General features: G+C 70.3%; 9 protein-coding genes. 3 read left to right on the forward strand and 6 right to left on the reverse strand.

From position 1 onward, the window contains the following. Positions 1-249: 249 nt before the first annotated feature. Positions 250-1074, forward strand: coding sequence for an aldo/keto reductase (locus ACIQCJ_RS19930; protein WP_355345915.1), 825 nt, complete (start codon positions 250-252; stop codon positions 1072-1074). A gap of 96 nt (positions 1075-1170) precedes the next feature. Here the strand turns inward: ACIQCJ_RS19930 and ACIQCJ_RS19935 are convergent, their stop codons facing one another. Further along, a complete protein-coding gene (locus tag ACIQCJ_RS19935) occupies positions 1171-1494 on the reverse strand; it encodes a plasmid stabilization protein (RefSeq protein ID WP_355345913.1) in 324 nt (107 codons plus the stop codon). A gap of 269 nt (positions 1495-1763) precedes the next feature. Here ACIQCJ_RS19935 and ACIQCJ_RS19940 point away from each other — a divergent pair, with 269 nt between their 5' ends. Next, complete coding sequence (locus tag ACIQCJ_RS19940; protein ID WP_402712070.1) at positions 1764-2663, forward strand: DUF4389 domain-containing protein; 900 nt, start codon at positions 1764-1766, stop codon at positions 2661-2663. A 6-nt stretch (positions 2664-2669) separates the two neighbouring features. On the opposite strand, the gene ACIQCJ_RS19945 is transcribed toward ACIQCJ_RS19940, so the two are convergent. Next, on the reverse strand, positions 2670-3869 hold the full coding sequence (locus ACIQCJ_RS19945; RefSeq protein ID WP_391162165.1) for a beta-1,3-glucanase family protein: 1200 nt from the start codon (positions 3867-3869) through the stop codon (positions 2670-2672). Positions 3870-4027: 158 nt separating this feature from the next. After that, positions 4028-5059, reverse strand: coding sequence for a LacI family DNA-binding transcriptional regulator (locus ACIQCJ_RS19950; protein ID WP_402712071.1), 1032 nt, complete (start codon positions 5057-5059; stop codon positions 4028-4030). Between the two features lie 376 nt (positions 5060-5435). On the opposite strand from ACIQCJ_RS19950, the gene ACIQCJ_RS19955 reads away from it, so the two are divergent. Beyond that, positions 5436-8582, forward strand: coding sequence for a GH92 family glycosyl hydrolase (locus ACIQCJ_RS19955; RefSeq protein ID WP_402712072.1), 3147 nt, complete (start codon positions 5436-5438; stop codon positions 8580-8582). Positions 8583-8666: 84 nt separating this feature from the next. Here the strand turns inward: ACIQCJ_RS19955 and glgC are convergent, their stop codons facing one another. The 3 genes from glgC to ACIQCJ_RS19970 form a co-directional block, all read right to left on the reverse strand. Then, positions 8667-9884 (reverse strand): glucose-1-phosphate adenylyltransferase, encoded by a 1218-nt coding sequence (gene glgC / locus ACIQCJ_RS19960; protein WP_391117612.1) that lies wholly within the window; start codon positions 9882-9884, stop codon positions 8667-8669. Positions 9885-9985: 101 nt separating this feature from the next. Further along, positions 9986-11161, reverse strand: a complete 1176-nt coding sequence (gene glgA, locus ACIQCJ_RS19965) for a glycogen synthase (RefSeq protein ID WP_391045618.1) — start codon at positions 11159-11161, stop codon at positions 9986-9988. A 133-nt stretch (positions 11162-11294) separates the two neighbouring features. Continuing rightward, complete coding sequence (locus ACIQCJ_RS19970) at positions 11295-11708, reverse strand: nitroreductase family deazaflavin-dependent oxidoreductase (RefSeq protein ID WP_402712073.1); 414 nt, start codon at positions 11706-11708, stop codon at positions 11295-11297. Positions 11709-11919: the final 211 nt, after the last annotated feature.

Here is an 11919-nt window from a genome sequence, read left to right on the forward strand (position 1 = left end):
CCTTTGAGGCACCCCCCCGCCTCACAAGCCGATACGGCCGGCGGCATCCCCCCCGTCGTCCGGTCGTATCGGCTGGGCGCCCCTCATGACCCGTTCAGGGTCCGCGCGCCGGGGTCTGCCGTCGGCAGGCCGGATACGTCGGCAGAAGTTACGGTGGGTGAAGGCCGCCCTGTCACTCCGGGCTCGTCGCCGCAGGTCAGGCGGCTCCACCGGGAATCATCCGCCGAGACACGCAAGGAAGTCGCGCACATGTCTGCTGTGCCCGCTCTCACGCTCAACAACGGCGTCGCCATCCCCCAACTCGGCTTCGGGACGTTCCAGATCCCGCCGAAGGACACCCGGGAGGCGGTCACCACCGCCCTGGAGATCGGCTACCGCCACATCGACACCGCCGAGATGTACGGCAACGAGAAGGAAGTCGGCCAGGCCGTCGGCGCATCGGGCCTGCCGCGCGAGGAGGTCTTCGTCACCAGCAAGCTCGACAACTCCTACCACGCGTACGGCGACGCCCTCACGGCCTTCGCCCGCTCGCTCGACGACCTGGACACGCCGTATCTGGACCTCTTCCTGATCCACTGGCCGAGGCCCGCGGTGGGCGACTTCACCGAGACCTGGCGGGCGCTGGAGGAGATCTACGCCTCGGGCCGCGCCAAGGCCATCGGGGTGTCCAACTTCCAGCCGCCGCACATCAGCCGCCTGCTCCAGAAGTGCACGGTCGTCCCCGCGGTCAACCAGATCGAGGTGCACCCGTACCTGGTGCAGGACGACGTACGGGCCTTCAACGCCGAGCACGAGATCGCGACCGAGGCGTGGTCCCCGATCGCCAAGGGCAACGTGCTCAAGGACCCGGTGCTGGTGGCCGCCGCGGAACGGCTGGGCCGCACACCCGCCCAGGTCACGCTCCGCTGGCACATCCAGCGCGGCGACATCGTCTTCCCGAAGTCGGTGACCCGCGCCCGCGTCGAGGAGAACTTCCGGCTCTTCGACTTCGAGCTGCCCGAGGCCGACATGGCCGCCATCACCGCACTCGACCGCGGTGAGCGCACGGGCCCCGACCCGGACACCTTCAACTGAGCCCGAGCCTGAGCCCGGACCTGGACCGGGACCTAGACCTAGACCTGGACCTCAACCCGAGTCGTCCGACGTCCGGCGGCCGTCAGCGGACGGGCGTCAGCGGCCGAGCGCCTTGGACAGCTCCGCCTTCGTCATCGACGAGCGGCCCTTGATGTTCCGCTGCCTGGCCTCGTTGTAGAGCTGCTCCTTCGTCGGGCCCTGTGCGCCGGAGTGCGAGCGCAGGCCGCCGCGGCGGCCCGACGACATGTCGTGGGTGGAGCTGCGGCTCGCGGTGCGCGCCTCGCCGGAGCGTGCGCGCTCCTTGTTGACGGTGCGCGCCGCGATCTCCTTCGCCCGCTTCTCGGACCCGCCGCGGTCCTCGACGCTCTCCTTGATGTGCTCGTACTGGCGCTCGCGCTTGGCACTCGATCCCCTGGGCATGGCTCGCACCTCTCGGTCGTCGTCATCGCTGCGGCGGCGCCCGCGGGTCACGCGCGGCGCCCCTGTTCCCGCGCCTGCCCGGCACGTGCGGGCCTACACGGAAGCCCCCCTTCGCGCTCCATGGTCACCGCCCGCGGGAGCGCCCGCACGGCGGTGCGGCCCGTCCGGGCGTCACCCGGCCGCCCTGCTGGACATGCGAGGGGTGCTCCGTACTGCGAGGTTCGTCCACGAGGGCGTCTTCGTGGACGCCCCGGGACGGAGCGCCGGGCATGACGCAACCGATGTGGGCGAGGCCCGAGGGGGCCGAGCCGGTGGAGTGGCTGCCGGAACTGGACATGCCGGACCCGGGCCGCCAGCGGCGGCTGACGGTGCTGCTGCGCTGGCTGCTGCTGATCCCGCAGTTCATCGTGGTGTTCGTGCTCGGCGTCGGCGCGTTCTTCACCGTCATCGTCGGCTGGTTCGCCGCGCTGTTCACCGGGCACCTGCCCGAGGGCGTGGCCCGCTACCTCGGCGCGTTCCTGGCGTACGAGACGCGTGTGCACGCCAGCGCGATGCTGCTGGTCGACCGGTATCCGCCGTTCGCGCTGCGGCCCGCCGAGCACTATCCGGTGCGGATCGAGCTGCGGCCGGGGCCGCTGAACCGGCTCGCGGTGTTCTTCCGCATCATCTTGATGATCCCGGCCGGCATCGTGCAGGGCCTGGTGACCTCCGGCTGGTACGCGCTCGCCTTCATCATCTGGCTGATCACGCTGGTGCTCGGCCGCATGCCCCGGCCGCTGTTCGAGGCGAGCGCCGCGACGCTGCGCTACAGCATGCGGTTCAGCGCCTACGTGCTCCTGCTGACCTCCGCCTACCCCAAGCGGCTCTTCGGCGACGGCGACGCGCCTGGGGCCGTACCGGGCGCGGTGCGGCCGGGCATGCCGGGCGCCGTGCCGGGCGACACCTACGGGGCGGTGCCCGGAGCCGTTCCCGGCGCCCTCGCCTCCGCCACCCGGCCGCTGCTGATGAGCACCGCGGCGAAGGTCCTCGTCGGGGTCTTCCTGGCGGTCGGTCTCGCGGGCCACATCGTCGGCGACACCGTGACCGACTGGAACGGGAACAACGACGACAACGCCGCGGCGACAGCACCCGCCGCCGCGGCCGTCGTCGTCACCCCACCGGGCCGCTGACGCGGCTCAGTCGAACGGGTCGAGCGTGATCGACGCCTCCTGCGGGTCGCCGTCGTGGACCAGCGACTCGTGGTTGCCGACGTCGTCGAAGGCGAAGGCGTACGCGCTCCCGTCGGCCATCTGCTCGTGGATCTCGCGCGCGTACTGGTTGGTGTCCGCGTCCTGGTAGAAGCCGGACGCGTCCGCGTCGGGCTGCTCGGAGTTGGTCAGCAGCGTCGTGCGGTTGTAACCGGCGCACAGCGTACGGGAGATGGGGCCGCGCACCTGGTCGTTCGGCGCGTCCAGCAGCTTGTAGCAGCCGAAGACGCTGTCGGAGTCCGGCTTCTGGAAGCTGGTGACGACCGCGCCCGAGGAGTCGGTGAAGTTCATGACGTCACCGGAGACCCGGCCGAAGTACTTGGTGTCCGGCTGGTCGCCGAAGGGCGTGACCGTCAGGGTCGAGGAACTGTACTTGTCCCAGACCCGGTTGATGTAGTCGTCCATCACCGAGGCGGGCAGCGCGCCGGACTCGATGCCGTGGCCGGGCGCGAGCGCGCGCAGGACGCTGCCGTCGGGCGCGGTCTCGACCAGGCCCGCCCAGCCGCCGGGCCGCGCCTTGAGGCCGTCGAAGAACCCGTTGTAGCCGCCGGGCTTGAGGTGTCCCGTGGTCTTCGTCGTCCCGTCCGCGGTCTTCACGCCGACCGCGTAGGGGGCGGAGAACATGTCGACCTGCGTGCTGTTGATCCACAGGCCCGAGTCGTTGAGCGTGTACTCGGTCCAGTTGAACAGGATGTCGTGGTTCGGGTCGTCCGGATTCTGCACGGCGGGCTGGACGAGGCCGCCGGTGGTCAGCTTGAAGACCAGCTTCTGGCCGTAGGAGAAGTACACCCGGCCGGAGAACTTGGGGAGCTTCAGGGTGAGCGACTGGCCGTCGGCGGGGCCCGCGATGGACGCGTCGGGCGCCTCGGTGGGGGGATTGCCGCCGGCCGGCCACGCGTGGAAGGCGCCGTCCGCGTCGGCCCAGCCCTGTTCTCCGGTGGCGAGGTTGGTACCGATGTCGTAGACGTAGACCTGGTCGCCGCGGCCGGAGTTGTTGGTGAAGGTGAGCGGAATGGTGTCCGGCACCGAGGCCGAGGCGGTCGACGCGAGCCCCGCGGCGGTCAGTCCGCCGCCGATCAGCGTGGCCGCGGCCAGCGGTACGAACAGCTTCCGTTTGGTGATGTACACGCTCTGTACTCCTCATCAGTTGGGGCACCGCGGAGGACAGACGTCGCCGGACATCGCGGAATCCGTTCCTCCGCAGCGGTTCTGAGAGCGCTCTCACCCTGATGGGGAATGGTGTGCATGTCAATGACGCGACAGTGGACTTCCGCTGCTGACGGTAATCACCGCTGATCCGGGGCGGGTTGGGGAGGCCGGAGGCCGCGGAATTCGCCGGAGCCGCGGATCACGAGACGGGTCAGCAGCACCACGGAGCGGGGTGCGGAGCGGTCGCCGCCGATCCGGGTGAAGAGCAGATTGGCCGCCGTGCCGCCGATGGCCACCGGGTCCTGGCTGACCACGGTCAGCGGCGGGCTGAGCCGTTCGGCGAGCGGCAGGTCGTCGAAGCCGACGATGGCCACCGGGGCCGGGTGGTCGAGGCCGTCGAGCACGCCCATGGTGATCAGGTCGTTGCTGGCGAACAGCGCGGTCGGCGGGTCCGGCAGGGCGCGCAGCCCGGCGAGCGCGCCGCGCGCCTCGCGGTGCGAGCGCAGTTCGTGCCGGACGAGGTCGGGGTCCTCGGGTATGCCGTGCGCGGCCAGCGCGTCGAGGTAGCCGAGGTGGCGCTCCCGCTGGGTCCAGATGCCGTAGCGGTCGCCCAGGTAGGCGATACGGGTGTGGCCGTGGCCGAGCAGGTGGCTGACCGCGCGTTCGGCGCCCGCGCGGTTGTCGACGGTGACGGTGTCCACGGCGAGGCCCTTGGCGGGCCGGTCCACGCAGACCACCTGGGTGCCGCCCTCCATGGGCTGCTTGAGGAAACCGTGGCCGCCGCTGGTCGGCACGATGATCAGGCCGTCCACCTGACGGGCGGTGAAGGCGGCGATGACCTCGCGTTCGCGCCGCGGTTCGTCGTTGGTGCTGCCGACGAGCACGACGTAGCCGCGGCGGTGCGCCTCGTCCTCGACCGAGCGGGCCATCAGCGCGTAGAAGGGGTTGGCGAGGTCGTCGACGACGAGCGCGATGGTGGAGGTGCCGAGGTTCTTCTGGCGCAGATTGCGCGCGTTGTCGTTGCGCTGGTAACCGAGCTTCCTGACCGCCCGCTCGACCCTGGCGGCGGTGTCCGGCGAGACGCCCGGCTCGCCCGAGACGACGCGGGAGACCGTCATGGGGCTCACCCCCGCGGTCCGGGCCACGTCCTTCATCGTCGGGCGCTTCACGGGCCTCCTCCTCGGCGTGCTTCGGGCCGACCGCCGTACGGGCTGGTGTCGATGATGTCAGGCCACGGCGCGGACAACCATCGTCCGTGGTGGAGCGCTTGGTAACGTTCACAAAATGTCAGGCCCTCGCGCGTTCGACCCGACGCATCGTCACGCCGCTTTCGCCCGGACCTCGTCGGCGGCTCCGCACGGGCCTCGTACGGCCGGAAACACCCGATGTCCCGGCCTGGTCCGCACCCTTGACATCCAGTCAGGTACACCTCAACAATTCGGTTCTGCTTGGTAACGTTCACATGCACTTCGCGCAGCCCCCCGTGCCCCGAGGCGGCCCGCAAGGACGACGGCGCGCCGCCTCCGCGAGAAGGTGGTCTCCTCCGTGCCCCCCACTCCGTTCCGCATCAGAACCGTCGGCGCCGCGAGCGCCCTGTTACTGGCCGCCTTCGGCGTCGGCGGCCTGGCCGCGGCCCCCGCGCACGCCGCGACGCTGCCGCTGACGCAGTACGCCGACCCGTTCGTCGGCACCGACGACAGCTCGGCCCCCAACCCCGTGCCGGGCGGCGCGGGCGGCAGTACGTATCCGGGCGCGGTGGTGCCCTTCGGCGGTGTGCAGTTCAGCCCCGACACCCCGACGGCCTCGCCCTCCGGCTACCGCTACTCCGACACCTCGATCGAGGACTTCAGCCTCACGCACTTCGACGGTGCGGGCTGCCCGAACAACGAGGACCTGCCGCTGATGCCGGTCACCGGCGCGGTCAGCAGCTCACCGGGCACCAACTGGACGAGTTACGCGTCCGGTTACACCAAGGCGAACGAGTCGGCCGCTCCCGGCTACTACAAGAACCGGCTGGACAAGTACGCGACCAATGTCGAGCTGACGGCCACCACCCGTACCGGCATGGGGAAGCTGACCTACCCCTCGTCCACGGCTTCCCGGCTGCTGATCAACACCAGTCGCAGCGCGACGGGAAACCGCAGCGGCACGGTGAACGTCAACGGTTCCGAAGTGACCGGCAGCGTCACCGCGGGCGGCTTCTGCGGCTCCACGAAGACCTTCCAGATCTACTTCGACATCCGCTTCGACCGCGCCCCGACCGGGCACGGCACCTGGTCGGGCGGCACGGTCACCGACGGCTCGTCCAGCGCGAGCGGCACCAACACCGGCGCGTACGTCACCTTCGACACGACCGGCAACGCGGCCGTGCAGTTCAAGGTCGGGCTGAGCTACGTGAGCGTGGCGAACGCGCAGGCCAACGTGGTGGCGGAGAACAACGGCTGGGACTTCGGCGCGGTGCGCACGGCCGCCGACACCTCGTGGAACCAGATCCTCAACCGGGCGCAGGTCACCGGCGGCGCGACCGCCGACCTGAAGAAGTTCTACACCTCGCTCTACCACGTATTCCAGAGCCCCAACGTCTCCAGTGACGTCAACGGCGATTACCGGGGCTTCGACGGTGCGGTGCACAATTCGACCCGGCCGGTCTACCAGAACTACTCGGGCTGGGACATCTACCGGTCCTGGGCGGCGCTGGTCGCGCTGATCGCGCCGACCGAGGCGAGCGACATCGCCAAGTCGATGGTCCTGGACGGGCAGCAGGGCGGTCTGCTGCCGAAGTGGTCGCAGCAGACCAACGAGGACTTCGTGATGACGGGCGATCCGGGTCCGATCATCGTGAGCAGTCTCTACGCCTTCGGGGCCAGGGACTTCGACACCGCGAGCGCGCTGTCGCTGATGGAGAAGGCGTCCAACGGCGGCACGATGCAGGGCTCGCCGATCCGCGGCAATCAGGGCACGTACACCAACCTGCACTATCTGCCCGGCGCGCCCTCGGACTCCCTCGAATACTCCGCGTCGGACTTCGCGGTCGCGCAGTTCGCCAAGGCGCTGGGGAACACGTCCAGTTACTCCACGCACATGACGCGCGCGCAGTGGTGGCGCAACACGTACAGCACCGAGTCCGGCTACACGCAGCCGCGCAACTCCGACGGGAGCTGGGCGTGGCCGCTGAATCCGGCCAGCCAGAACAACTTCACCGAGGGCAACGCGTCGCAGTACACCTGGATGGTGCCGTACGACTTCTCCGACCTGATCAACGACATGGGCGGCCGGCAGACCGCGGTGCAGCGCCTCGACCACCACTTCACGCAGGTCAACGCGGGCCAGAGCCTGCCGTACTACTACATCGGCAACGAACCGGAGCACGGTGTGCCGTGGGCGTACAACTACGCGCGTGACCCCGCGGGCGCCTCGGACGCGGTGCGCAAGGTGATGACCGAGTCGTACACCACCGGTCCCGGCGGCCTGCCGGGCAACGACGACCTGGGCGCGACCTCGGCCTGGTACGTGTGGGCCGCGCTCGGGGTGTACCCGGCGACGCCCGGCGCGGACACACTGGCGATCCACGGCCCGCAGTTCCCGTCCGTGCTGCTCCAGCGGCCCGGCGGCAACATCACCATCAACTCCTCGGGCAGCGGCGGCTATGTGCAGGGCGTCAGCGTCAACGGGACGGCCACCAGCCACAATTACCTGCGCTACCCGGACGTGGCGGGCGGCGGGACGCTGAACTTCACCATGGGCGGTACGCCGAGCGCGAGTTGGGGAACGGGCGCGGGCGACGTCCCGCCGTCCTTCACCGACGGAGCGACCCCGGTGCCGGCCGCGCCCGAACTGGGCACGGACCTGGCCAAGGGCAAGCCGGTGACGGCCTCGACGCCGTGCGCGACCGCGGAGTCCGGCGACAAGGCCGTGGACGGCACGCTGAAGGACAACAGCAAGTGGTGCTCCACAGTGGCCAATCCGTCGATCCAGGTGGACCTCGGCTCGGTGCAGACCGTGTCGTCGTTCGTGCTCAAGCACGCCGGGCTCGGCGGGGAGAACACCGGCTGGAACACGGCCGCGTTCACCATCCAGACCAGTACCGACGGCGCCAACTGGACCACCGCGGCCACCGTCACGGGCTCGCGCTCCAGCCGTACCTACCACCCGGTCTCGGCGCGCCAGGCCCGCTATGTGAAGGTCGCCATCTCCTCGCCGGTCAACGACGCGGCAGGCTCGACCGTGGCCGCCAGGCTCTACGAACTGGAGGTGTACGGCGGCGGCCAGGCCGATCTCGCGCTCGGCCGCACCGCGACCGGCTCCGACGCGTGCGGCACCACCGAGACGCCCGACAAGGCGGTCAACGGCAGTTACACCGGCGGCAACAGCGACAAGTGGTGCTCGAAGGTGTCGGGCACCAAGACCCTCCAGGTCGACCTCGGCGCCTCGCACGCCCTGTCCTCGCTGACCGTCCGGCACGCCGGGGCGGGCGGTGAGGACCCGAGCTGGAACACCAAGGACTTCGACCTCGCCGTCTCCGCCGACGGCAGCACCTGGACCACCGTCGCCCAGGTCCGCGGCAACACCGCTGATTCCACGACCAACGCGGTGAGCGCCACGGCCCGTTATGTGCGGCTCAGCGTGATCACGCCGACCCAGAACACCGATCCGGCGGCGCGGATCTACGAGTTGGAGGTGTACGGCAGCTAGGCGGCGCTCCCCCGGCCGTACGAGAACCGGCGGCCATCCCTCACACCGAGGGGTGGCCGCCGTTCCGCGTACGGGCGGTGCGTGTCAGAGCACCAACTGGGCCTTGCCCAGCGCGATCACCCCCGCCGCGGAGACCGTGTACAGCTCGCGGTCGCGGTCCGGGTTGACGCCGATGGTGGCGCCCGGCGGCACGTCGACGTTCTTGTCGAGCACCGCGCCCCTGACGATGGCGCCGCGCCCGACCCGTACGTTGTCGTGCAGTACCGAGCCCTGGACGACGGCGCCGGTGTCCACGACCACGCCGGGCGACAGCACCGAGCGGGTGACCTGCCCGCGGATCTCACAGCCGGGGCTCACCACCGACTCGCCCACGATGCCGCCCGCGGCGATCTTGGCGGGCGGGAGCTGCCCGGAGTGGGTGTAGATGGGCCAGCGCCGGTTGTGCAGGCTGAAGGCGGGCTGGTCGGAGATCAGGTCCATGTGCGCGTCGTAGTACGCGTCCAGCGTGCCGACGTCGCGCCAGTAGCCGTGGTCGCGGGCGGTCTCGCCCGGCACGTGGTTGTCGTCGAAGTCGTAGACCTGGGCGACGCCCTGGTCGGTGAGCCGGGGCAGGATGCTGCCGCCCATGTCGTGCACGGACTGCGGGTCCTCCGCGTCCTCGTGCAGGGCGTCGATCAGGGTCTTCGTACTGAACAGGTAGTTGCCCATCGAGGCGAAGACATGCTGGGGGTCGCCGGGCAGCCCCGGCGGGTCGAGGGGTTTCTCCAGGAAGCGTTCCACTTGTATGCCGTCGGCGGCGGGCGAGATCACGCCGAAGCCCGCCGCGTCGGCTCTGGGCACCTTGATTCCCGCGACGGTGACGCCCGCGCCGTGCTCGATGTGCTGCGCCAGCATCTGCCGGGGGTCCATCCGGTACACATGGTCGGCGCCGAACACCGCGATGTAGTCCGGCTGTTCGTCGTGCACGAGATTGAGGGACTGAAGGATCGCGTCCGCGCTGCCGAGGTACCAGCGCGGGCCGAGCCGCTGCTGTGCCGGTACCGGCGTCACGTAGTTGCCCAGCAGGCTGGACATCCGCCAGGTGGTGGTCACATGGCGGTCGAGCGAGTGGGACTTGTACTGCGTCAGCACGCAGATCCGCAGGATGTCCGCGTTCACCAGGTTCGACAGGACGAAATCGACCAGGCGGTACGTGCCGCCGAAGGTCACCGCTGGTTTGGCCCGGTCGGCGGTCAGCGGCATCAGCCGCTTTCCCGCGCCACCGGCCAGCACTATGCCCAGTACCGAAGGTCCTCCACGCATCGAGACCCCCCCTTGTCGTCTCTGCCGCTCATATCTGCTCCTCGTGCCGTTCTCGTGCCTGATCCCGGTCCCGTGTTCCGGCGTTCACCGGCTCACTCCGCCTACCGGCCCTGCGCCAGCACCGACGCGTACAGCTCCGCCGTACGCCGTGCCACGGTGTCCCAGCCGAATTCGCGCACCGCGCGGTCCCGGCCCGCCGCCCCCATCCGCTCCGCCTCGGCGCGGTCGCCGATCACCCGGTTGAGCGCCCGCGCGAGTCCCGCCTCGAACGCGGCGGGGTCCTCCTCGCGGTAGGGCACGAGCAGCCCGGTGACGCCGTCCTCGACGACCTCGGGGATGCCGCCGACCGCGGAGGCGACCACGGGTGTGCCGCAGCCCATCGCCTCCAGATTCACGATGCCCAGCGGCTCGTACACCGAAGGACACGCGAACACCGCCGCGTGGGTGAGGAGTTGGACCACGGCGGGGCGTGGCAGCATCGCCGGGATCCAGTGCACGCCGTCGCGTACCGCGTTCAGCTCGTCGAAGAGCGCGCGGAATTCGCGGTCGAGCGCGGGGGTGTCCGGCGCTCCCGCGCACAGCACGAGCTGCGCGGACGGGTCGAGTTCGCGGGCGGCCCGCAGGAGATGGGGCACGCCCTTCTGCCGGGTGATCCGGCCGACGAAGAGCACGTAGGGGCGCTGCGGATCGATGCCGATCCGGCTGAGCACGTCGGTGCGCGGGTCGGGCCGGTAGGTGGCGGTGTCGATCCCGTTGCGGATGACGTGCACCCGGTCGGGGTCGAGCGCCGGATAGCAGCCCAGGATGTCGCCGCGCATGCCGTCGGAGACCGCGACCACCGCGTCGGCCGACTCCATCGCCGTGCGCTCGGCCCAGCTCGACAGGGCGTAGCCGCCGCCGAGCTGCTCCGCCTTCCAGGGCCGCAGCGGCTCCAGCGAGTGGGCGGTGAGCACGTGCGGTATGCCGTAGAGCAGCTTGCTCAGATGGCCCGCGAGGTTGGCGTACCAGGTGTGCGAGTGGACGAGGTCGCGGCCCTGAAGACCGGCGGCCATGGCCAGGTCGACGGAGAAGGTGCGCAGCGCGTCGTTGGCGCCGTCGAGCGTGGACGGGGCGTGGTGCCGGGTCACCCCCGTGTCGGGGCTGTCCGCCCCGTCGCCCCAGCAGTGCACGGCGACATCCACCAATGAGCGCAGTTCACGGGCCAGGAACTCCACGTGGACCCCGGCTCCGCCGTATACATCCGGCGGATATTCCCGGGTCAACAGACCCACCTTCACCGAGACCTCCTGCCGTCGACAACCGTGTGCCCCTGTTGCCTTCCCCGGTTGGACGCGGCCTACCGCGCGGGAGCCTGACGTAATTCCGCCGCCCGCGCGGTCCGACGGCAGGTCGCACCCGCCGCGCGCGGTCCTAGCGGCGGCTGAGCGCGATCACCGGGATGACCCGGCTGGTCTTCTTCTGGTAGTCGGCGAAGCCGGGGAAGCGGGACGCCTGCTCGGCGTACTTCTCGTCGCGCTCGGCGCCCTTGAGCTCCTCGGCGTGCACGGGGATGGTCTCGTCGCCGATCTCGATGTCGATGTCGGGGTGCGCGAGGAGGTTGAGGTACCAGGCGGGGTGGGTGTCGGCGCCGCCCTTCGAGGCGAAGACCAGATAGCGGTCCCCGTCGGCCATGTACATCAGCGGGTTGACGCGCTCGATGCCGGTACGGGCGCCGCGGGTGTGCAGCAGCACCATCGGCGCGCCCTCGAAGGGGCCGCCGACCTTCCCGTGGCTGGCCCGGAACTCGGCCGTGATCCGGGCATTGAAGTCGTCGCCGTCGCTCATTCACCGCTCCTGACAGATGTGGTCAATACGGGTCCCACCGGTCACCTTAACCAAGCGGCCGGCCCGTTCTCCGTATCCGCGAACGCGAGCCCCTGGCCCGGCATTCCCCCGAACGGGCGTGCGTCGCGCGGGCCTCGGACGGCGGTGCGGCCGTTCTGCGGGAAATCGTCCGGATCGCACTGGACCACGCGTCACACCGGTCACCCGCACC

It is taken from the genome of Streptomyces sp. NPDC093221 (genome assembly GCF_044753885.1).
Lineage (GTDB): Bacteria > Actinomycetota > Actinomycetes > Streptomycetales > Streptomycetaceae > Actinacidiphila.